Genomic DNA, 19,864 nt, shown 5'->3' on the forward strand with positions numbered 1-19,864 from the left:
CGGCAAAAGGAGCCTTCGGCCGGGCGTAGCGTAGAAGGCATGACGAAGTACGGATCCTTTCCCGGTACCCGTCCCCGGCGGCTGCGCACCACGCCCGCCATGCGCCGCATGGTCGCCGAGACCCGGCTTCACCCGGCCGACTTCATCCTTCCCGCCTTCATCCGGGAAGGGGTCAGCGAGCCCGTGCCGATCGCGGCGATGCCCGGCGTCGTGCAGCACACCCGCGACAGCCTGAAGAAGGCGGCGCTGGAGGCCGTTGAGGCCGGAATCTCCGGCATCATGCTCTTCGGCGTGCCGGAGGAGTCCAAGAAGGACGCCATCGGGACTCCGGGCACCGACCCGGAGGGGATCCTGCAGGTCGCCATCCGCGATGTGCGCGCCGAGGTCGGCGACGACCTGCTCGTCATGTCCGACCTGTGCCTGGACGAGACCACCGACCACGGCCACTGCGGCGTGCTCGACGCGAAGGGGCGGGTCGACAACGACGCCACCCTCGAGCGGTACGCGGAGATGGCCCAGGTCCAGGCCGATGCGGGCGCCCATGTCGTCGGTCCCAGCGGCATGATGGACGGCCAGATCGGCGTCGTCCGGGACGCGCTGGACCAGATCGGCCGTGACGACGTCGCGGTCCTCGCCTACACGGCAAAGTACTCCTCCGCCTTCTACGGGCCCTTCCGGGAGGCCGTCGCCTCGTCCCTGGAGGGCGACCGCAAGACGTATCAGCAGGACCCCGCCAACTGGCGTGAGTCCCTGCGGGAACTCGCCCTCGACCTGGAGGAGGGCGCCGACATGGTGATGGTCAAGCCGGCCGGCCCCTATCTCGACATCCTGGCGCGCGTCGCCGACGCCGTGGACGTGCCGGTCGCCGCGTACCAGATCTCGGGCGAGTACTCGATGGTCGAGGCCGCCGCGGAGAAGGGCTGGGTCGACCGCGACCGCGCGATCATCGAGACCCTGACCGGCATCAAGCGGGCCGGCGCCCGCAACATCCTCACGTACTGGGCCACCGAGGCCGCCCAGAAGCTGCGCTAGGGCCCGTATACGGCTCAGCGCGTCAGCGCCGCCTCCTCGCTCGACAGCCAGTACGTCACCGTGGGCCCCTCGGTGACGTGTACGCCCTGAGCCGGGAGTGTCAGGCGGACGGCCGGGCCGCTCGGCAGGGTGAGGGTCACGGTCTTCGCCGTGTGGCCGCGGGTGCCGGTGCCGTCGGCCGCCGACAGGAGCACTCCCGCGTAGGCCGACTCGCCGGGGGAGAGGGTGATCGCGGTGTGCGGTTTCGTCTCCCGGACGGGGCGCGGCGAGGAGGGCGCACCGTCGAAGCGGACCTGCGGATAGCCGGAGAGGGTGCAGTTCGTGGCGCCCGTGTTGGTGACCGTCAGGAGCAGATGGTCGACGGTGCGGGAGACCTGCCTGGCCGTCGTGTGGATGTGGGCGCCCGAGCAGGGGGCCGCACGGCCCGAGCTCCGGGCGGACGTGTCCGGGGTCGATGCCGAGGAGGGGCCCTCGTCCCGTACTCCCTCTCCGTTCCGGCAGGCCGTGAGCGCGATCGCGGCGAGCGCGACAGTGGCGGCGGCGAGCAGGCGGGTACGGGCGGTACGAGCGGACATGGGGGCGGGCCCTTCGACATGGCGGAGCTGGGGGGATGGCGCGGCCGCTCGACCGGTCGCCCGGGAGCGGAGGCCTCGATGACCACAGCTTGAGCGCTGAGTCGTCCCGGCCGCCACACCCGACGCGGTATTCGGGACGCCTGGATCGAAGGGATACCCGCTGAGCTGCGGAAACGCCACGCCCCGGGAACGTAGTCCGGGACGCCGTCGAGGCCCGGCAAACGGAGCGGGCGCTTCCAACTCGAGTCGGGAGTGCGGTTGTTGCCCGCCGGCTATGGCTCTTCCGTGCCGAACCACAGCTCGGCCAGAGCGTCGAGGCGCGGCTCGGCCGGGGTCGGCAACTCCCGCAGGTAGTAGGGCAGGTCGCTGTACACGTGCAGCAGCGCGTACGCGAGCAGCTGGTCCGGGTCGTGCGGGGCACGCCCGTAGGCCTCGTAGAAGCGGCGGAGCAAGCGCCGGTCACCGCGGGTGATGAACAGGCCCACGCTGACGAAGTCGTAGGCAGGGTCGCCGATCAACGCCGGCTCGAAGTCGAAAAGACCGGTCAGCCGACGGCCGTCACGCATGTCGATCGTCAGATGCTCGCGCATCAACTCGGTGTGCAACAGGGCGAGCTGGGTGGAGGCGGGCAGGGGTACGGAGTCCAGGAAGCCGGGGATCTGGCTCAGCCAGGGCTCGGTGGCACCGTAGTGGCGGTGGTGCTCGAGCGCGTGTCCCCGTCGGCGGCGCAGGAACGAGGACCAGTCCGAGGGCCCCACGACATCCGTCAGGGGCTTGAAGTCCATCGCGTGCAGCGCGGCCAGAGTCCGGGCCGTCTCCGTCACCACCCGGTCCTGCTCCGCCGACGTCAGCCGCGGCCAGGCCTCGTGGACACTCAGCCCCAGCAACCGGGACATCAGCACGAACCGCCAGCCGTTGTGGCACTCGTCCGTCGCGAGCAACCGTGGGGTCGGAAGCGGCAGTTGGCCCCACAGGTGTGCCAACACCCGGGCCTCCGTGACCGCCGCGGCCGTCTCGAACGGCGGATACAGCTTCAGCACCATGTCACCCCCGACCGCGTACACCGGCCGGGAGCCGTCGTCGAAGCGCCGCAAGGCGAGCCCGACGAGCCCCAGTTGGTCGCACAGGTCCAGCGCGGCCGGGCGTAACAGCGCCTCGTCCGAGAGTATCGCTTCGAGCTCGGCGTACGTGTCCACGGTGGGCAGCATGGGCCGCATGCTAGGGCCCCCGAGGGCCGTCCGTATGGCGAAACCAGGTTGTTGTAGGTGCCAGCGATATCCGTAAGGTGCGCGAACGAGGTGTTTTCGAGTGGCGTTCCCACGGCGCACTACGGCCGGCGCGGCGCGCCCCAGCACACAAGGAGCCGCCGCCGTGTCCACCACCGACCGCGTGATCAGCAGCCCACCGCAGCCCGCGTTCGCCGCCCGGGTCGCCTCGGTCGGCGGTTCCCCCGTACGGGACATCCTCGCCGTCACCGCCCGCCCCGAAGTCGTCAACTTCGCGGGCGGGCTTCCGGCGCCCGGGCTCTTCGACGCCGAGGGCGTCGCCGCCGCGTTCAACACCGTGCTGTCCGAGGCGCCGCAACGGGCACTCCAGTACTCGACGACCGAGGGCGAGCCCGCGTTGCGGACCGCGCTCGCCGGGCGCACCACCGTGCGCGGCCTGGTGACCGGGCCCGACGACCTGCTCGTCACCACCGGCTCGCAGCAGGCGCTGTCCCTGCTCTCCACCGCCCTCCTCGAGCCCGGTGACACCGTCCTCGTGGAAAACCCCTGCTATCTCGCGGCGCTCCAGGCGTTCGGCTTCGCGGGCGCCCGCATCGTCGCCGTGCCCGGGGACGCGGACGGGATCGATCCGGAGGCGCTGGAGGAACTGGTGGCACAGGAGAGCCCCAAGCTGCTCTACACGGTCCCCACCTTCCAGAACCCCACCGGGCGCACCCTCCCCGCCGACCGCCGCGCCGCGATCGCTCGCGTCGCCGTCCGGCGCGGGCTGTGGATCGTCGAGGACGACCCGTACGGCGAACTCCGCTTCGAGGGCGAGCGCGTGCCGTGGATCGCCTCCTACGACGACGCGCGCGACCGCACCGTGCTGCTCGGCTCCTTCTCCAAGGTGATGGCCCCCGGGCTGCGGCTCGGCTGGCTGCGGGCGCCGGCGGCGCTGCGGCGGGCCTGCGCGGTCGCCAAGCAGGCCGCCGACCTGCACACCCCGACCGTCAACCAGCTCGCCGCGGCACGCTACCTGGCCGACCGCGACCTCGACGCCCACGTGGCACGCGTCGCCGCCGCGTACCGTGAGCGCCGGGACGCCATGCTCGCCGGTCTCCCGGACGCGCTCCCCGAGGGCTCCACCTGGAACCGTCCCAAGGGCGGCATGTTCCTGTGGGCGCGTCTCCCCGAGGCATACGACACCACGGCCCTGCTGGCGCGCGCGGTCGAGCAGGACGTGGCGTACGTCCCCGGGGCGCCCTTCTGCGTGGGCACGCCGGAGAGGTCGACGATGCGGCTGTGCTTCGTCACGCACACGCCCGGGGAGATCGCGGAGGGACTGCGGCGGCTGGGCAAGGCGCTGGGGTAGGGGACCTGGCTCAGTCCCACCAGAAGGACCACACCCGCTGTCCCAGGACCTCGTGCTCGGCGTACGCGCGCAGTGTTCCGTGATGCCCCTGGGCGAGATTGTCCGGGCAGAACGCGAAGTGCTCGGCGGCCACCGCCTCGGCCTCGGCAGGAGTGGTGGGCGGCGCCGCCACCGACAGCACCAGCTGGTCGAAGGTGAGCGCGACCACCCGAACGCCGAAGCGGTCCTCCCAGGAGCGGAGCACGGAGCAGAGGCGCGCCACGTCGTTCTCGTGGTTCAGCGGGCCGCCCCAGCCGATGGCCGCCGGGATGTCGGCGGAGCGGCGGGCCGGGATGAGGGCGAGGCACGGCTCCTTGAGCCAGGAGCCACCGTCCAGGAGGGAGTCGGCGACCTCGGCGGCCCGGGCGTCGGGGTCGGCCTCCAGACGGGGCGCGGCGGCGAGACCGGGCCAGTCGGCACCGTCCTCCTCGTACTCGTCCCAGAACTCGGCCAGCACCTCCTCGGCGTCGTGGTCCCCGGGATAGGACATCTCCCCGGGCATCAACTCCCACTCCTCCGGGCCGCCGTGGCTGCCCCCGACGTCGATGAGGACCGGAAGGAGCCCCGCCCGCGTGCCGGGCGAACCCAACCGCGCCCAGTTGCCGGAGGACGCCGCGCGCCCGGCATGCCACAGCAGCGGCTCGTGCCACGGCCCGTCGTCCGTCGCGTCGATCAGTCTCCCGGGCGGGAGTTCAAGCCCGAGCGTGCGCCCGCTCGGGTCGGCCGCCAGCCTGGGCAGCGGGTTGGGAAGTGTCGCCATGCCAGTGACTGTAGGCGCAGCCACTGACAATGCCCTCAGCGGGCGGCGTACGCGGTGAACGCCGCCCAGGCGTCCGGCGAGGCGGTGAAGGTGGGGCCGGTGGGGTTCTTGGAGTCGCGGATGTGGACGGTGGCTTCGTCGGCGGACTCCGGGGCTGTGTAGGCGATTTCGAGGCAGGCGCCGCCCTCGCTACTGCTGTAGCTGGACTTGCGCCACGTGTAGGCGACTTCGAGGCACTGGCCGCCTTCGCTGCTGCTGTAGGTCGACTTGAACCACTGAAGTGCTTCGGCGCTCATTGCTCTCCTAGCAGACGGCCCAGCAGGCTTCTGGAGTCCTCGATGGTGAGGGCCTGCGTTCGCAGCATCGCATATTTGCGCGCCAGGATGGACACCTCGCTCGGGTCGGAAACCCACTGGCTTCCGCGCTGGGATTCCGCGTAGGCGAGGTGCTGGTGATCGAGCGTCTCGAGGAGGGTGAACGAGCCTGCGTCACCAGCGTGCGAAGTACGGTCCAGCGGTAGGATTTGCAGGGACAGGCCGGGGAGTTGGGCGTACTCGCGCAGGTACCGTAATTGGTCGAGGTGCGTCCCGCGTCCCCCGGTGGGCATGCGCAGAGCCGGTTCCCAGACGACGAAGCTGAGCGTCGGCGGGATCTTGCGGTGCAGGATCTCCTGACGGCCGACACGGGCCGCGATCTTCGTCTCCAACTCGTCCCCGTCGTACGGCGGAACGCGCCCGCCCAGCAGCGCACGCGCGTACGCCTCCGTCTGAAGCAGACCCGGGACGACCAGCGCGTCGTACCAGGACAGCGCGATCGCCTCACGCTCATGGTGGACGTACAGCTCCGCCCACATGGGAAACTGATCGATCTCCGGCAGGTTCGCCACTCCCGCCGACAACATCCCCTTCGTCCCCAGGAGTTCGTCCAGCAGCTCGGCCAGATCCGGCTTCAGCGGACGTCGGCCCTGCTCGATCGATGCAATGGTCTCCTCGTCGACCATCAGCCGGTCGGCGAGGGCGCGTTGGGTGAAGCCCGCCGCGCGGCGGGCCGTGCCGAGCTGGACGCCCAGCATCTTCATGGCCGAGAAGTTCTTCTTCCCCGGACGCTTCCTGGAGTTCATGCAGGACCAACTCCCCACGCCTGGCCGTACGCGACCCCGAACGAACCCGTACAAAAAATCTGTACGGGTTCACCGAGTGATCCACTGTAGTCACTCTCCGCAACACTCGTCCCGTGAACGAGACGATCCAACTCCCGCCCCTGCGCGAGAGGTTCTTCCGCCGTGACCGCCGGTCCGTCCCCGCCGCCCGGCGGGTCGCGTACGAGACCCTGACCGGCTGGGGACTGGCCGACACCGAGCGCGGTGACGACGTGTTGCTGTGCGTCAGCGAGCTGGCCACCAACGCGCTGCTGCACGGCGTCCCGCCCGGCCGTCACTTCCGGGTGTTCCTGCGGTACGACGGGGTCGTGCTGCGCCTGGAGGTTCACGACAGCGGACCCGGCGTCCCGCGCATCGCGGGGGACGCCGACGAGGGAGGGCGCGGTCTGCTGCTCGTCGCCGCGCTCTCCGACAAGTGGGGGGTGCGGGAGCGGGACCTGGGGAAGGTGGTGTGGTGCGAGTTCGCCAAGCCGTCGTGATCAGAGACGCTCGGGCGTCCTGATGCCCAGCAGGGCCATGCCCTGGTGCAGGGTGCGGGCCGTGACGTCGCACAGGAAGAGGCGGTTCTCGACCTGCTCGGGCGTCCCGGCCTTCAGGACCGGGCACTTGTCGTAGAAGGACGTGTACAGCGACGCCAGCTGGTAGAGGTACGCGGCCAGCTTGTGCGGGGCGTACTCGCCCGCCGCCTCCGCGACCGTCTCCGCGAACTGGTCCACGTGCAGGCCCAGGCCGCGCTCGGCGTCGGTCAGGGCCAGCTCCGGGTGCGCCGACGGACGGACGTCGCCTGCCTTCCGCAGAATCGACTGGATACGGGCGTAGGCGTACTGGAGGTAGACGGACGTGTCGCCGTTCAGCGACACCATCTGGTCGAGGTCGAACTTGTAGTCGCGGTTCGCCGACGTCGACAGGTCCGCGTACTTCACCGCGCCGATGCCCACCTGGGCGCCGCGCTCGGCGATCTCCTCCTCGGACAGGTCCTGTGCCTTCTCCCGTACGACGGCGGAGGCGCGCTCGATCGCCTCGTCCAGGAGGTCCACCAGCCGTACGGTCTCGCCCTCACGCGTCTTGAACGGCTTGCCGTCCTTGCCGAGGACCGTGCCGAAGGCGAGCTGGTACGCCTTCACGTCGCCGTTGAGCCAGCCGGCCCGGCGCGCGGTCTCGAAGACCATCTTGAAGTGGAGAGACTGGCGGGCGTCCACCACGTAGATGATCGAGTTCGCCTTCAGGCCGAAGACGCGGTCGCGGATCGCGGACAGGTCCGTGGCCGCGTAGCCGTATCCGCCGTCCGACTTCTGCACGATCAGCGGGACCGGCTTGCCGTCCGGGCCCTTGACGTCGTCGAAGAACACGCACAGGGCGCCCTCGGAGCGGACGGCCACGCCGGACTCCTCCAGGAGGCGGCATGTCTCCTCGAGCATGTCGTTGTAGCCGGACTCGCCGACGATGTCCGGGTCGCGGACCTCCATGTCCAGCTTGTCGAAGACGGAGAAGAAGTAGATCTTCGACTCGTCGACGAACTTCTGCCACATGGCGAGCGTGTGCGGCTCGCCGGCCTGGAGGTCGACCACCCGGCGGCGGGCGCGCGTCTTGAACTCCGGGTCGGAGTCGAAGAGCCTGCGGGCCGCCTTGTAGAGGCGGTCGAGGTTCGACATCGCCTCTTCGCCGGTGACCTCGGCGGCCTTGTGGTCCAGCTCGTGCGGATGCTCGTCCAGGTACTGGATGAGCATGCCGAACTGGGTGCCCCAGTCGCCGATGTGGTGCCTGCGGATCACCGACTCGCCGGTGAACTCCAGGAGCTTGACCACGGAGTCGCCGATCACCGCGGAGCGGAGGTGGCCGACGTGCATTTCTTTCGCCACGTTCGGCTGGGCGTAGTCGATGACCGTGGTGCCCGGGTTCTCGGCGTACGGCACGCCGAGGCGACCCTCCGGGTCGGCGGCGCGGGCGGCGAGGTTCTCGGTGATCGCCTTGTCGGTGACCCTGATGTTGAGGAAGCCGGGGCCGGAGACCTCGACGTCCTTGATCACGTCACCGGTGACGACCTTTTCCACCACCTGGGTCGCCAGCTCGCGCGGGTTCGCCTTCGCCTTCTTCGCAAGCGCCAGGATCCCGTTGGCCTGGTAGTCAGCCCGGTCGCTGCGTCGCAGCAGCGGGTCCGCGTCGGCGCTCTCCGGCAGGGTGGCGGAGAGGGCGTTCGCGAGGCGCTGGTGGACGGAAGCGGTGAGGGACGTGACCGAGGCCATAGGAATGGGTGCCGTTCTCCTCGTGGGGATGGATAGCCACGGCCAGTATCCCATGGGGGTAAAGCGAATTTTGCGGGCGTGGACTGAACGCTGGCCCGTGCCCGCTCGTCCCCATGTGCAGGTGCGGTGAGGCGTTGAAAAGGCGTTTTCGTGGATGTGACCCCACCTGGGACAATGGAGCGGTCAGCCGTGGGAGCGTACCGGCTGCTCATGGAGAACTTCAGGGAAAGAGGACGTGCCGATCGTGGCTCAGAGCACCGAGACCACCGACTGGGTCTCCCGTTTCGCGGATGAGGTCATCGAGGAGTCGGAGCGTCGGGCCCCGGGCACAGTGACATCAGTCGCTACCGCTCCTGTGGTCGTCGTCGCGTCCGGACTCTCCCCGTCCGGGCCCATTCACCTGGGCAACCTCCGCGAGGTCATGACCCCGCACCTCGTCGCCGACGAGATCCGCCGCCGTGGGTACCAGGTGCGGCACCTGATCTCCTGGGACGACTACGACCGCTACCGCAAGGTGCCCAAGGGCATCGCCGGTGTCGACGAGGAGGCCTGGGCGGAGCACATCGGCAAGCCGCTCACCTCCGTCCCGGCCCCCAAGGGCTCGGCGTACCCGAACTGGGCCGAGCACTTCAAGGCCGCGATGATCGCCGCGCTCACCGAGCTGGGTGTCGAGTTCGACGGCATCAGCCAGACCGAGCAGTACAACTCCGGCGTGTACCGGGACCAGATCCTGCACGCGATGAAGCACCGGAACGAGATCGACGCGATCCTCGCCCAGTACCGGACCAAGCCGAAGGCGGGCAAGAAGCAGCAGCAGAAGCCCGTCGACGAGGCCGAGCTGGAGGCCGAGGAGGGCTCCGGTGCCGCGGCCGAGGACGACGGCAGCTCCGGTGCTTCCGGGTACTTCCCGTACAAGCCGTACTGCGGCAACTGCGAGAAGGACCTCACCACCGTCACCGCCTACGACGACGACACGACCGAGCTGACGTACGCCTGCACCGCGTGCGGATTCTCGGAGACGGTCCGGCTGAGCGAGTTCAACCGCGGCAAGCTGGTCTGGAAGGTCGACTGGCCGATGCGCTGGGCCTACGAGGGCGTGATCTTCGAGCCGAGCGGTGTCGACCACTCGTCCCCGGGTTCGTCGTTCCAGGTCGGCGGCCAGATCGTCGGGATCTTCGGCGGCAAGCAGCCCATCGGGCCCATGTACGCGTTCGTGGGCATCAGCGGCATGGCCAAGATGTCCAGCAGCAAGGGCGGGGTGCCCACCCCGGGTGACGCCCTCCAGATCATGGAGCCGCAGCTGCTGCGCTGGCTCTACGCCCGCCGCAGGCCGAACCAGTCCTTCAAGATCGCCTTCGACCAGGAGATCCAGCGGCTCTACGACGAGTGGGACAAGCTGGCGGGCAAGGTCGCCGACGGTTCCGCGCTGCCGGCGGACGTGGCCGCGTACACCCGGGCGGTCGGCACGGCCGCCGGTGAGCTGCCGCGCACCCCGCGCCCGCTGCCGTATCGCACGCTCGCGTCCGTCGCCGACATCACGGCCGGCCACCAGGACCAGGCCCTGCGCATCCTGTCGGACCTCGACCCGGCCAACCCGCTGGCCTCGCTCGCCGAGGCCCGGCCGCGGTACGACAAGGCCGAGGCCTGGATCAACACGCATGTCCCGGCCGACCAGCGCACGATCGTCCGCGACGAGCCGGACGCCGAACTGCTGAAGTCCCTCGACGAGCAGGCGCAGCAGTCGCTGCGACTGCTGCTCGACGGTCTTGAGGAGCACTGGTCGCTGGACGGGCTGACCCACCTCGTGTACGGCGTGCCCAAGGTCCAGGCCGGGTTCTCCGCCGACGCCACGCCCAAGGAGCTGCCGCCGGAGATCAAGACCGCTCAGCGGTCGTTCTTCGCGCTCCTCTACCACCTGCTGGTGGGCCGTGACACCGGTCCGCGGCTGCCCACGCTGCTGCTCGCGGTGGGGCAGGACCGGGTGCGGGCCCTGCTCGGGGGGTAGGACCGGTTCTACGACGATGGGGGCGCCCGGTATTTGCCGGGCGCCCCCATCGTCGTAGTGCGCGGTCCTTACGCGATGTGGTCCTCTTCCAGTTCCGCGGTGTGGCGGTTGGTGAAGCGGTTGACCATGCGCTTGGCGTCCTGCTCCGGGAGGCTGATGCCGAACTCGGCCTCGACGTTGTAGCCGTACTCACGTGGGGTCGGGTAGCTGCCGTTGATCGACTTCTTGAAGACCTGGTAGTAGGCCTCCTCGTCCGGCTCCGGCGCGCCGCCGCCCTCCCCGAGCTCGCGGGTGCGGTTCGGCCCCACGGGGACGGGGAAGCTTCCCGTGTCCTCGGGGGAGGGCTCCTGGGCGGGGGGCTGTTGCGGCTGCTCCTGGTACTGCTGCTGGTCCTCGTACCAGCCCCAGTGTTCCTGCTCGGGGTCGTACGTGGGCTCCGGCTCGTACGTCGGGTCGTAGTCGCCGTGGTACGCGATCTGCTGCGGGGCTTCGAACCAGGGGCTCTGTTCGGGGTCGGGCGCGGTGACCGGTTGCCCGGGGTTGTGGTTGCCCTCCAGTTCGGGGCGCTGCCCGCCGAGGGGAGCCGCCGTGCCCACCCGTGCCGCCCCGACGGCACGATGGCCCGCAGCTGCGTCGGGCTGGGGTGCCGGCGGTATCAGGGCCGGTTCTATGCCCGCCGCCGCCAGGCCCGCCGGGGCCGTGTCCGCCAGGGGGACCCCGTAGCGAGCCAGCCTCAGCGGCATCAGCGACTCCACCGGGGCCTTGCGCCGCCAGGCGCGGCCGAAGCGGGAGCGCAAACGGGCCTGGTAGACGAGACGTTCCTGCTCCAGCTTGATGACCTGGTCGTAGGAGCGCAGCTCCCACAGCTTCATACGGCGCCAGAGCAGGAACGTGGGCAGGGGGGAGAGCAGCCAGCGCGTAAGGCGGACCCCCTCCATGTGCTTGTCCGCCGTGATGTCCGCGATCCGGCCGATGGCGTGGCGGGCCGCCTCCACCGCGACCACGAACAGCACCGGGATCACCGCGTGCATGCCCACGCCCAGCGGGTCCGGCCAGGCGGCCGCACCGTTGAACGCGATCGTCGCCGCCGTCAGCAGCCACGCCGTCTGGCGCAGCAGTGGGAAGGGGATACGAATCCAGGTCAGCAGCAGGTCCAGGGCGAGCAGCACGCAGATGCCCGCGTCGATGCCGACCGGGAAGACGTAGCTGAAGTTCCCGAAGCCCTTCTTGATGGCCAGCTCGCGGACGGCGGCGTACGACCCCGCGAAGCCGATCCCGGCGATGATGACGGCACCGGTGACGACCACGCCTATGAGAATCCGGTGCATCCGTGTCAACTGCAGTGGCGCGGCCACCCGTACTCCCCTCCCATTGCGTGTTGTTGCGCGGAACAGGGTGGCACATGCGTGCGGCGGACGGGTGACCGGAGTGGCAGGAGCCCGGTCCGCGCGGGGCCGGGCTCCTGCGAACGCCCTGGTGACGCTACGACTTCGGCGCCAGCCGGGTCAGTTCTTCTTCGACGCCGACGCGGACGGGGACGCGCTCTTCGACGGACTTGCGGACGGCTTCGACGGCGCTCCGCTCTTGGAGGCACCCGGTGATCCGGACGCGCCCGCCTTGCCGGGTCCGTTCGCCGCCGACACCGCGGACACCGCCTCCTTGGCGGCCTGCTCCGCGGCCTTCGTCAGGTCGTCCGCGTTCGGCGTCTGCTCGCCGGCCAGGCCCGCGCCGTTGTAGTCGAGGGTGATCACGACGTTCTCCACGCGTGCCACGACCGTCTGCTGCTTGAAGGTGCCTTCCGTCTTCTTCAGGTCGTAGCGCACTGCCGTCGCCTCGTCACCCGTCCCGGCGACCGGCTCGGACTTGGTGTTCTGCGCGCCCTGCGCGGACCGGGCGTCCTGCACCTGCCGGGTGTAGTACTGCTGCGCGAGCTTGTTGCCGTCGCCGCGGGTGGCGTCGGACTGGAAGCGCAGCAGGGAGACGTTGAGCCAGCGGAACTGGGAGCCCTTGACGCCGTTGTTCGCCAGACTGGTCCAGGAACAGCTCGAACGGGTAGCCGGGTCGTCCGATGCGCCCTGCTTGCCGGACTTCGCACCCTTCGGTACCAGATCGCCCAGGGTCTTGTCGGACAGGATGGCACAGGGCTTGGGCAGCGTCGTGTACGCGGCCGGACGCACGGTGTTCGCCGAGCCGCTCTGCGAGGTGCGTGCGCTCGGGGTCTGCTCCTGCTTGGTGGCGGCGTCCGAGCCTGAACCGGAGTTCGATGAGCAGCCGGTGGCGACGAGCACCGCCGGGACGGCGGCCGCGCAGAGGAGGAGGCGGCGAAGGCGCGAGCCCCGCAGGCCCGGCTGCCGCTCGCCCCGCTCGCCCCGATCGCTCGGATCGTGCTGATCTCGCTGGTCTCGCTGTGCAGGTCGGTGCATGGTTCCTTCACTCATGACGCTCGTGGATCGTGCGGTCGGATCGGGTCCGAGGGGCCACGGTACGCGGTGGGGACGCATGCGGTGTGAGGTTCGGTTCCCCTGCCGGAGCCGGGCGCGGGCGCCCGTCAGCCCAGGGAACCGGCCAGCTGTTCTGCCAGTTTCCTGGCCCTGTCCTGCATGTCCTTGCTGCTCGGAGTCGTTCCCGCGGTGGCGGGCTGCTCGTCGTACTCGATGGTCACGATGACGTTGGACGTGCGGAACACCACAGTCACGGTGCGCTGCTGGGACGTGTTCAGCTGGTCGTTCACGAACGCCTCGTCGCCGAGGTTGTCCAGGGTGCGCGGCTGCAGGTCGGCCGCGCCGTCGGTCTCCGAGGGGCTGCCGGAGACGGAAGCGGAGGCCGACCCGGAGGCGGGGAGGGAGGGGGACGCCGAGGCGGACCGGGAAGCGGAGGGCGTGGCGCCCGGGCTCGCGGGCGTGCCACTGCCCGAGGGGCTGGAGCCCGAGCTGGAAGTGGAGCTCGGGCTGGGCTCGGCAAGGCCCGCGGCCTTCGCCTTCGCGGCGTAGACCGCATTGGCGCTGTCGTCGTCGCTGACCGCGCTGTCGTACGACACCACCCGCTCGAAATCGACGAACAGATGGTCGGTGGCGTCGGTCGACTCGGCCTTCCAGCGGCATCCGGAGCGGCGATCGTTGTTGTAGGTCAGCTCGGCCTGGCCCTGGTACGCCTGGTCGCGCTGCGTCTGGTCCGGGATCCGCCTGAGGCCGGGCAGGAGCGAGTCGAGGGAGCCGTGGCCCACCGAGGTGCAGGCGTCGGCGAGGGTGTGGTACTTGCCGGGCTGGGCGGATGGCGCGCTCATGGGGGCGTCGCCCGCCCTGGAGTTCTTCGACGCCGCGCCGCTGCCGGCGCTGCCGGTACAGGCGGTCAGAAGTGCCGCGAGGAGCACGGCGGCGCCCGGTACGTACGCCTTCCGCTGCATGGCGAGGCTCCTCTCGACGGTTGCGTGGGGGCTGGGCCCGCTGGTTAATCGGTTGCCGCGCGAGGCGGCCCCCTGGAGACAATGTCTATCGCACGCACTGCCGTGGACGCCGGTCCGTTGTCCCTTACGTAGACCTTGGTGCCGGTATGTGCGATCCAAGACTTTCGGTGTTTTTCGGGGGAATGAGGAAGAGATGTCGTACGTAGAGGTGCCGGGGGCGCGGGCCCCGATCCGCATGTGGACGGACCCGGCGACGATCGAGGACGCCGCGATGCAGCAGCTGCGGAACGTGGCGACGCTGCCCTGGATCAAGGGCCTCGCGGTCATGCCCGACGTGCACTATGGCAAGGGGGCGACCGTCGGCTCGGTCATCGCCATGCGCGACGCGGTGTGCCCGGCGGCGGTCGGTGTGGACATCGGCTGCGGGATGTCGGCGGTGAAGACGTCGCTCACGGCGAACGATCTGCCGGGGGATCTGTCGCGGCTGCGCTCGAGGATCGAGCAGGCGATTCCGGTGGGACGCGGGATGCACGACCATCCCGTGGACCCCGGACGCTTCCACGGGCTGGCCACCTCCGGGTGGGACGAGTTCTGGGGGCGGTTCGACGGGGTCGCGCAGTCCGTTCGGTTCCGCGCGGAACGCGCGACCAAGCAGATGGGAACGCTCGGTTCCGGAAATCACTTCGTGGAGGTGTGCACGGACACGACCGGCACGGTCTGGCTGATGTTGCACTCCGGCTCCCGCAACATCGGCAAGGAACTGGCCGAACACCACATCGGCGTGGCCCAGAAGCTCCCGCACAACCAGGGCCTGGTGGACCGCGACCTCGCCGTCTTCGTCGCGGACACTCCGCAGATGGCGGCGTACCGCAACGACCTTTACTGGGCGCAGGAGTACGCCAAGTACAACCGCACGCTGATGATGGCGCTCCTGAAGGACGTGATCCGCAAGGAGTTCAAGAAGGCGAAGCCGACCTTCGAGCCGGAGATCTCCTGCCACCACAACTATGTCGCGGAGGAGCGGTACGAGGGCATGGACCTGCTCGTGACCCGCAAGGGCGCGATCCGTGCGGGCTCCGGCGACTACGGGATCATCCCGGGCTCGATGGGCACGGGCTCGTACATCGTGAAGGGTCTCGGGAACGAGAAGTCGTTCAACTCGGCGTCGCACGGCGCGGGTCGGCGCATGAGCCGCAACGCCGCGAAGCGGCGCTTCACGGCGAAGGACCTGGAGGAGCAGACGCGGGGCGTGGAGTGCCGCAAGGACTCCGGTGTCGTGGACGAGATCCCCGGCGCGTACAAGCCCATCGAGCAGGTGATCGAGCAGCAGAGCGACCTCGTGGAGGTCGTGGCCAAGCTGAAGCAGGTCGTCTGTGTGAAGGGCTGACGCCCCAGGCCCCCGGTGGGACACCGGGGGCCTTCCTCATGCCGAACGGCCGCTGCGCTCCAGCAGGTTCGAGCGAAGCCTTTCCTTCAGGCGCCCGGCGTCCAGGCCCACGGCGTTCGTGACGTACTCCTCGACCGAGCCGTGCCGTGCGGTCAGGTCCGCCAGGAAGCGGCTCATGACCTCGGCGGGGGCGTGGCCCCAGGCCGGCCAGGCCGGGGTCCGGCCCGCGTTGCGCCTCTGCCAGTCGGCGAGCAGGCGCGGGGTGGCCCGCTGGGTGAGGGCGAAGTCCTCGATGATCACGGGTTCCGGGACGTCGAGGAGGGAGAGGACCAGCGCCGCCAGCAGGCCCGTGCGGTCCTTGCCCGAGGCACAGTGGAAGACCAGCGGCTCCTTCGTGCCCGAGACGAGCTCCAGTGCCGCACCGATCTCCTTCGTGCCGTCCTCCGCGACCTCCATGTAACGAGCCGCCAGGTACGGGCCCGGCTCGACCTCGGGGCCGAGGGCCGCCTGGTCGTAGGGGCGGTGCTCGATGCTCAGGTTGTGGTAGATGAAGGACGAGTGCTCGGGGACGCGGCCCCGGCCCTCGATCTCCCACGGGTAGCGGAGGTCCACCACCGTGCGGATGCCGAGGGACAGGAAGCGGTCCCAGTCGTCCGTGCCCTGAGTCAGATTGCCCAGCGAGTCGGCGCGGAACAGGCGGCCCGGCCGGACCCGCCGCCCGTCCGCCGTCGAACGGCCGCCCAGGTCACGGAAGTTGTGCAGGCGCTCGAAAGGTATGTGTCTGTCCACGGTCGGTGACCCTAGGGGGCCGCCCGGCCGAGCGCCTCCGGATTTACTTCGCGTGCCTCACCGCGTAGATCATCACGAACGCCACGATGTGGATGCCGAAGAGGAAGTACGCGAGGTAGTACCAGACGAAGCGTTCGCGTTTCTTCTCCAGCGACAGGCGGTCCTGTTCCGCCGCGGCCCCGGGCTCGTCCGGGGACGTCGGTTCCGCCATCACTGCTCCCGGTGGATCTTGATGTTCGAGGCCTGGGCCCGGGGGCGCACCACCAGAAGGTCGATGTTGACGTGGCTGGGGCGGGTGACCGCCCAGGAGATCGTGTCGGCCACGTCGTCGGCCGTCAGCGGCTCGGCGACGCCCTGGTACACCTTCGCGGCCTTCTCCGCGTCGCCGCCGAAACGGGTCAGCGCGAACTCCTCCGTCTTCACCAGGCCGGGGGCGACCTCGATCACGCGGACCGGGGTGCCGACGATCTCCAGGCGGAGGGTCTCGGCAAGGACGTGCTCGGCGTGCTTGGCGGCGACATAGCCGGCACCGCCCTCGTACGTGGCGTGTGCGGCGGTGGAGGAGACGACCACCACCGTGCCGTCGCCGCTCGCCGTGAGCGCGGGGAGCAGGGCCTGGGTGACGTTCAGGGTGCCGAGGACGTTCGTCTCGTACATCCGGCGCCAGTCGTCGGGGTCGCCGGTCGCGACCGGGTCCGCGCCGAGCGCGCCGCCCGCGTTGTTCACCAGGACGCCGATCGTCCTGAAGGCCGTCGCGAACTCGTCGACCGCCGCGCGGTCCGTGACATCCAGCGCGTAGGCCGTCGCCGAGTGGCCGGCTGCGGTGAGCTCCTCCGCGAGGGCCTCGATGCGGTCCTTGCGGCGGGCGGTGAGGACGACGCGGTACCCCGCGGCGGCGAGCTGCCGGGCCGTCGCGGCGCCGATGCCGCTGCTCGCGCCGGTGACGACGGCGATGCGGGAGGCGGCGGTGGGTGCGGCGGCGGTCATGGGGCGGCTCCTTCGGAGGGCGGGCTCGTCCCGCGAGGCTCGCTCACGGGCTCGTCGGCACGGCTCGTTCACGTCGTTCATCACATCGTGCATCACGTCGTACATCACGTCGTACGAGACACTTCCGCCCAGGATAGGCGGCGCGGGCGGGCAGGGGCGGGAGCGCCCGGGGGTGGTCAGTGACCCCGCGGCGCCCACATGATCACGGCCATGCCGACCAGGCAGATCAGCGCGCCCACGACGTCCCAGCGGTCCGGGCGGTAGCCGTCCGCCACCATGCCCCAGGCCAGTGAACCGGCCACGAAGACACCGCCGTACGCGGCGAGGACCCGGCCGAAGTGGGCGTCGGGCTGGAGAGTGGCGACGAAGCCGTAGACGCCGAGGGCCATGACGCCCGCGCCGATCCACATCCAGCCGCGATGCTCGCGCACGCCCTGCCACACCAGCCAGGCGCCGCCGATCTCGAAGAGCGCGGCGATCACGAAGAGGGCGGCGGAGCGGACGATCGGCATGCGGACACCTTCGCATGCCGCTCCGGTGCGCCGGGCGGGCGCCTCGCCTCCGGTGCGCGCGGGCGCCTCACCTGCCCGGCGGCGCCTGCCACCGCGCTGAGGTGGGATACATGCGGTGATGTTCCGGCCGACGCGGAGGAATCGACGAATGCGGATCAGGATGCGGATGCGGGTTGCCGGCGGGCTGGGCGCGGCGGCGGTGGGTGCCGCGATGGCGGGTGCGGCGGTGGTCGGTGCGGCCGTGCCTGCCGTGGCCGCGGCTGCCGGCCTCGCCTATCACGGGTACGTCGCCATGGCGGGCGGTCAGGTCGACGTACGGCTGGCCCCGCAGAACCAGGGGCCGTCCGATGTCACCGACGCGACCGTACGGCTGCACTGGTCCCAGCCGCTGGCGGCCGTGCAGCGGCTGCCGGAGGGATGCGCTCGCTACGACGTGAGCACGGTGCTGTGCGACACGGGTCCGCTCGCGGCGGGCGGCGTGGGCAGGGAGATCCGTCTGCGGGTGGGTCTGGAGGGGACGTCGACCGAGGTGACGCTGGAGATCGACACGCTGTGGGAGGGCGGCTCCGTGGACCGCACCCCCGGCAACGACCGCCAGCAGGTACTCGCGCTGGACACCGGGGACCAGTACTCCTTCTGAAGGCCCGTACGGCGGCTTCTGCGTCGTACGATCGCTGTGCGGCGCAGACGGGTGGAAGGATGGTCATGTCCGGCAACGGAACGACGCGCGAGCGGCTGCTCGACGAACTGTCCACCGTGTCCCGGCGCTACATGGCCGCGTACGCGCTGTTCAACCAGGCCGTCGCCGACCGGCTGAAGCTGCACCCGACCGATGTGCAGTGCCTGAACCTGCTCGGCCTGGAGGACGGGCCCGTGACGACCGGGCGCATCGCCGAGCTGACGGGGCTGACCACCGGGTCCGCGACACGGCTGGTGGACCGGCTGGAGAAGGCGGGCTACGTCGTACGGGAACGGGACGCCGCCGACCGCCGGCGGGTGCTCGTGACCACCGTGCCGGAGCGGTTCGCCGAGTTCGGCCGCATCTGGGACACGCTGGGTGCCGGCTGGTATGCGCTCTTCGACGAGCTGGACGAGAGCGAAATCGGCCTCCTCGTCGGCCATATGCGCCGTACGGTCGACTTCAGCGCCCACCAGATCGCCCGGTTGCGCGACGGCGAGGTCTAGGCGGTGCCTGAGGGGCCGCGAGGTCCAGGTGGTGCCTGAGGGGCCGCGAGGTCCGGAGGCTGCGTCTGAGCACGGGGCCGGGACTGCGTCCGCGCGCCGGTCTGTGCGTGGGTGTGCGCGTGCGTCCGGGCGTACGCCGTCGGGGGCACCCCCACCGTCGCCGTGAAGTCCCGGACCAGATGGGCCTGGTCGGCGTAGCCGAGGTCCGCGGCGAGGCGCGCCCAGTCGACGGCTCGCCCGGTCTCCGCGTGCTCCAGCGCCTCGTGGATCCGGTGGCGGAGGATGACCCACTTCGGGCCGACGCCGACGTACGCGGCGAACAGGCGCTGCATCACGCGTACCGACATGCCCTCCGCACGGGCGAAGTCGGCGACGCGGCGGATGGTGCGGTCCGTGCGGATCCGCTCGACCAAGGCTATCGCCAGGCCGGCCCCCGGGTCCGGGCGGGGGCCGAGGCCCAGCAGGAAGGCGTCCAGTGCGGCCACGCGGTCACCTTCGTCCTCGGGGCCGAGGACCGCGGCGGGTTCCGTTCCCGGGAACACCTCGGGCAATGGGACGCGGCGGCCCGTCCAGTCCGTCGCCGGGCGGCCGGGGGCGAAGGGGCTGAAGCCGCCCGGGCGGAACTGGATCCCGCACACCCGGCCCCTGCCCTCCAGCTTCTGGGTGAACAGCTCCAGGCCGATGCCCGCGACCTCGCCGAAGGGCGCCCGGTCGCCGTAGTGCTGGAAGACCACGTTCACCGAGGGGTGCGGGACGACATGGGACGCGTACGGCGCCGGGAGGTCCCAGTCGATCAGCCAGTAGTGCTCCAGGTACGGGCGCAGCGGCTCGGCCGGCAGGTGGCGGCGGAAGGTGACGCGTGAGAAGAGCTCCGCGGCGTCGACGATGCCTCGTGTGTCACTGCGTGGGGCGGCCATGTCCGGATCGTAGGGGCGGGCACTGACAGGGCGGGCGGGACGGCGAGGGGGCGGGGCCGGAGCGGTGGGGCGGGGGTCGGAATAGTGGGGGAGGCGGGATCGTTTGGCGGTGTAGTTGAATCGTAAACAAATCGGAGGGTGTGAGCCAGCATGCAGTTCGGGATCTTCAGCGTCGGTGATGTGACCCCGGACCCGACCACGGGCCGGACGCCGACGGAGCACGAGCGGATCAAGGCCATGGTCGCCGTCGCGTTGAAGGCCGAGGAGGCCGGGCTGGACGTCTTCGCGACCGGC

At 70.5% G+C, this 19,864-nt stretch carries 21 protein-coding genes and 1 pseudogene; 8 read left to right on the forward strand and 14 right to left on the reverse strand.

All coding sequences use genetic code 11. The features are described 5' to 3' along the window. Nucleotides 1-39 precede the first annotated feature (39 nt). Nucleotides 40-1,032 (forward strand): porphobilinogen synthase, encoded by a 993-nt coding sequence (gene hemB, locus AAW14_RS34540; RefSeq protein ID WP_265568396.1) that lies wholly within the window; start codon nt 40-42, stop codon nt 1,030-1,032. Between the two features lie 14 nt (nt 1,033-1,046). On the opposite strand, the gene AAW14_RS34545 is transcribed toward hemB, so the two are convergent. Continuing rightward, a complete protein-coding gene (locus AAW14_RS34545; protein WP_265568397.1) occupies nt 1,047-1,607 on the reverse strand; it encodes a DUF4232 domain-containing protein in 561 nt (186 codons plus the stop codon). Between the two features lie 272 nt (nt 1,608-1,879). Continuing rightward, nucleotides 1,880-2,815 carry a phosphotransferase family protein gene (locus AAW14_RS34550; RefSeq protein ID WP_265568398.1) on the reverse strand — a complete coding sequence of 312 codons (936 nt, stop codon included), beginning with the start codon at nt 2,813-2,815 and terminating at the stop codon, nt 1,880-1,882. Between the two features lie 163 nt (nt 2,816-2,978). Between AAW14_RS34550 and AAW14_RS34555 the strand changes: the two genes are divergently transcribed. Next, a complete protein-coding gene (locus AAW14_RS34555; protein WP_265568399.1) occupies nt 2,979-4,184 on the forward strand; it encodes a PLP-dependent aminotransferase family protein in 1,206 nt (401 codons plus the stop codon). A gap of 10 nt (nt 4,185-4,194) precedes the next feature. Here the strand turns inward: AAW14_RS34555 and AAW14_RS34560 are convergent, their stop codons facing one another. The 3 genes from AAW14_RS34560 to AAW14_RS34570 are packed head-to-tail and all read right to left on the reverse strand — an operon-like array spanning nt 4,195 to nt 6,103. Continuing rightward, nucleotides 4,195-4,983: a DUF4253 domain-containing protein gene (locus tag AAW14_RS34560; protein WP_265568400.1), complete on the reverse strand. Its 789-nt coding sequence runs from the start codon at nt 4,981-4,983 to the stop codon at nt 4,195-4,197. A 35-nt stretch (nt 4,984-5,018) separates the two neighbouring features. Further along, nucleotides 5,019-5,279, reverse strand: a complete 261-nt coding sequence (locus AAW14_RS34565; RefSeq protein ID WP_265568401.1) for a DUF397 domain-containing protein — start codon at nt 5,277-5,279, stop codon at nt 5,019-5,021. Next, nucleotides 5,276-6,103: a helix-turn-helix domain-containing protein gene (locus AAW14_RS34570; RefSeq protein WP_265568402.1), complete on the reverse strand. Its 828-nt coding sequence runs from the start codon at nt 6,101-6,103 to the stop codon at nt 5,276-5,278. The genes AAW14_RS34565 and AAW14_RS34570 overlap by 4 nt, the downstream gene beginning before the upstream one ends. A 113-nt stretch (nt 6,104-6,216) precedes the next feature. On the opposite strand from AAW14_RS34570, the gene AAW14_RS34575 reads away from it, so the two are divergent. Beyond that, a complete protein-coding gene (locus AAW14_RS34575; protein WP_265568403.1) occupies nt 6,217-6,621 on the forward strand; it encodes an ATP-binding protein in 405 nt (134 codons plus the stop codon). On the opposite strand, the gene argS is transcribed toward AAW14_RS34575, so the two are convergent. Then, on the reverse strand, nt 6,622-8,385 hold the full coding sequence (gene argS / locus AAW14_RS34580; protein ID WP_265568404.1) for an arginine--tRNA ligase: 1,764 nt from the start codon (nt 8,383-8,385) through the stop codon (nt 6,622-6,624). A gap of 235 nt (nt 8,386-8,620) precedes the next feature. Between argS and lysS the strand changes: the two genes are divergently transcribed. Further along, a complete protein-coding gene (gene lysS, locus AAW14_RS34585) occupies nt 8,621-10,390 on the forward strand; it encodes a lysine--tRNA ligase (RefSeq protein ID WP_265568405.1) in 1,770 nt (589 codons plus the stop codon). A 68-nt stretch (nt 10,391-10,458) separates the two neighbouring features. On the opposite strand, the gene AAW14_RS34590 is transcribed toward lysS, so the two are convergent. The 3 genes from AAW14_RS34590 to AAW14_RS34600 all read right to left on the reverse strand — a co-directional run bounded on the left by AAW14_RS34590 (nt 10,459) and on the right by AAW14_RS34600 (nt 13,793). Continuing rightward, nucleotides 10,459-11,718: a DUF2637 domain-containing protein gene (locus tag AAW14_RS34590; protein ID WP_265568417.1), complete on the reverse strand. Its 1,260-nt coding sequence runs from the start codon at nt 11,716-11,718 to the stop codon at nt 10,459-10,461. A 177-nt stretch (nt 11,719-11,895) separates the two neighbouring features. After that, nucleotides 11,896-12,813: a DUF3558 family protein gene (locus tag AAW14_RS34595; protein WP_265568406.1), complete on the reverse strand. Its 918-nt coding sequence runs from the start codon at nt 12,811-12,813 to the stop codon at nt 11,896-11,898. A 125-nt stretch (nt 12,814-12,938) separates the two neighbouring features. Continuing rightward, complete coding sequence (locus tag AAW14_RS34600; protein WP_265568407.1) at nt 12,939-13,793, reverse strand: DUF3558 domain-containing protein; 855 nt, start codon at nt 13,791-13,793, stop codon at nt 12,939-12,941. A gap of 193 nt (nt 13,794-13,986) precedes the next feature. On the opposite strand from AAW14_RS34600, the gene AAW14_RS34605 reads away from it, so the two are divergent. Next, the gene (locus AAW14_RS34605) at nt 13,987-15,180 is read left to right on the forward strand and encodes an RtcB family protein (protein WP_265568408.1); all 1,194 of its coding nucleotides are present in this window, start codon (nt 13,987-13,989) and stop codon (nt 15,178-15,180) included. Nucleotides 15,181-15,216: 36 nt separating this feature from the next. Here AAW14_RS34605 and AAW14_RS34610 read toward each other — a convergent pair whose 3' ends face one another. The 4 genes from AAW14_RS34610 to AAW14_RS34625 form a co-directional block, all read right to left on the reverse strand. Then, entirely contained in the window at nt 15,217-15,969 is a 753-nt protein-coding gene (locus tag AAW14_RS34610; RefSeq protein ID WP_265568409.1) for a tyrosine-protein phosphatase, read from the reverse strand. 43 nt (nt 15,970-16,012) lie between these two features. Next, the gene (locus AAW14_RS34615; protein WP_265568410.1) at nt 16,013-16,180 is read right to left on the reverse strand and encodes a hypothetical protein; all 168 of its coding nucleotides are present in this window, start codon (nt 16,178-16,180) and stop codon (nt 16,013-16,015) included. After that, a complete protein-coding gene (locus AAW14_RS34620) occupies nt 16,180-16,956 on the reverse strand; it encodes an SDR family NAD(P)-dependent oxidoreductase (RefSeq protein WP_265568411.1) in 777 nt (258 codons plus the stop codon). The genes AAW14_RS34615 and AAW14_RS34620 overlap by 1 nt, the downstream gene beginning before the upstream one ends. A 176-nt stretch (nt 16,957-17,132) precedes the next feature. Beyond that, a complete protein-coding gene (locus AAW14_RS34625) occupies nt 17,133-17,468 on the reverse strand; it encodes a YnfA family protein (protein ID WP_265568412.1) in 336 nt (111 codons plus the stop codon). A gap of 148 nt (nt 17,469-17,616) precedes the next feature. Here AAW14_RS34625 and AAW14_RS34630 point away from each other — a divergent pair, with 148 nt between their 5' ends. Together AAW14_RS34630 and AAW14_RS34635 are read left to right on the forward strand one after the other, a co-directional pair. Beyond that, a complete protein-coding gene (locus AAW14_RS34630) occupies nt 17,617-18,108 on the forward strand; it encodes a hypothetical protein (RefSeq protein WP_265568413.1) in 492 nt (163 codons plus the stop codon). Nucleotides 18,109-18,173: 65 nt separating this feature from the next. Further along, nucleotides 18,174-18,653, forward strand: a complete 480-nt coding sequence (locus AAW14_RS34635) for a MarR family winged helix-turn-helix transcriptional regulator (RefSeq protein WP_265568414.1) — start codon at nt 18,174-18,176, stop codon at nt 18,651-18,653. Here the strand turns inward: AAW14_RS34635 and AAW14_RS34640 are convergent. Continuing rightward, on the reverse strand, nt 18,650-19,570 hold the full coding sequence (locus tag AAW14_RS34640; RefSeq protein ID WP_265568415.1) for a helix-turn-helix domain-containing protein: 921 nt from the start codon (nt 19,568-19,570) through the stop codon (nt 18,650-18,652). The genes AAW14_RS34635 and AAW14_RS34640 overlap by 4 nt on opposite strands. A 150-nt stretch (nt 19,571-19,720) precedes the next feature. Between AAW14_RS34640 and AAW14_RS34645 the strand changes: the two are divergent. Continuing rightward, nucleotides 19,721-19,864 (forward strand): annotated as a pseudogene (locus AAW14_RS34645) (5,10-methylene tetrahydromethanopterin reductase); the annotation flags it as partial.

This window comes from Streptomyces hygroscopicus (genome assembly GCF_026168105.1).
GTDB lineage: Bacteria > Actinomycetota > Actinomycetes > Streptomycetales > Streptomycetaceae > Streptomyces > Streptomyces hygroscopicus_D.

What these genes read in the sequence shown, in the direction of transcription:
- hemB (WP_265568396.1), top strand. Translation starts at nt 40, where the DNA reads ATGACGAAGTACGGATCCTTTCCCGGTACCCGTCCCCGGCGGCTGCGC.
- AAW14_RS34545 (WP_265568397.1), bottom strand. Translation starts at nt 1,607, where the DNA reads ATGTCCGCTCGTACCGCCCGTACCCGCCTGCTCGCCGCCGCCACTGTC.
- AAW14_RS34550 (WP_265568398.1), bottom strand. Translation starts at nt 2,815, where the DNA reads ATGCTGCCCACCGTGGACACGTACGCCGAGCTCGAAGCGATACTCTCG.
- AAW14_RS34560 (WP_265568400.1), bottom strand. Translation starts at nt 4,983, where the DNA reads ATGGCGACACTTCCCAACCCGCTGCCCAGGCTGGCGGCCGACCCGAGC.
- AAW14_RS34565 (WP_265568401.1), bottom strand. Translation starts at nt 5,279, where the DNA reads ATGAGCGCCGAAGCACTTCAGTGGTTCAAGTCGACCTACAGCAGCAGC.
- AAW14_RS34570 (WP_265568402.1), bottom strand. Translation starts at nt 6,103, where the DNA reads ATGAACTCCAGGAAGCGTCCGGGGAAGAAGAACTTCTCGGCCATGAAG.
- argS (WP_265568404.1), bottom strand. Translation starts at nt 8,385, where the DNA reads ATGGCCTCGGTCACGTCCCTCACCGCTTCCGTCCACCAGCGCCTCGCG.
- AAW14_RS34590 (WP_265568417.1), bottom strand. Translation starts at nt 11,718, where the DNA reads ATGCACCGGATTCTCATAGGCGTGGTCGTCACCGGTGCCGTCATCATC.
- AAW14_RS34595 (WP_265568406.1), bottom strand. Translation starts at nt 12,813, where the DNA reads ATGCACCGACCTGCACAGCGAGACCAGCGAGATCAGCACGATCCGAGC.
- AAW14_RS34600 (WP_265568407.1), bottom strand. Translation starts at nt 13,793, where the DNA reads ATGCAGCGGAAGGCGTACGTACCGGGCGCCGCCGTGCTCCTCGCGGCA.
- AAW14_RS34605 (WP_265568408.1), top strand. Translation starts at nt 13,987, where the DNA reads ATGTCGTACGTAGAGGTGCCGGGGGCGCGGGCCCCGATCCGCATGTGG.
- AAW14_RS34615 (WP_265568410.1), bottom strand. Translation starts at nt 16,180, where the DNA reads ATGGCGGAACCGACGTCCCCGGACGAGCCCGGGGCCGCGGCGGAACAG.
- AAW14_RS34620 (WP_265568411.1), bottom strand. Translation starts at nt 16,956, where the DNA reads ATGACCGCCGCCGCACCCACCGCCGCCTCCCGCATCGCCGTCGTCACC.
- AAW14_RS34625 (WP_265568412.1), bottom strand. Translation starts at nt 17,468, where the DNA reads ATGCCGATCGTCCGCTCCGCCGCCCTCTTCGTGATCGCCGCGCTCTTC.
- AAW14_RS34630 (WP_265568413.1), top strand. Translation starts at nt 17,617, where the DNA reads ATGCGGATCAGGATGCGGATGCGGGTTGCCGGCGGGCTGGGCGCGGCG.
- AAW14_RS34635 (WP_265568414.1), top strand. Translation starts at nt 18,174, where the DNA reads ATGTCCGGCAACGGAACGACGCGCGAGCGGCTGCTCGACGAACTGTCC.
- AAW14_RS34640 (WP_265568415.1), bottom strand. Translation starts at nt 19,570, where the DNA reads ATGGCCGCCCCACGCAGTGACACACGAGGCATCGTCGACGCCGCGGAG.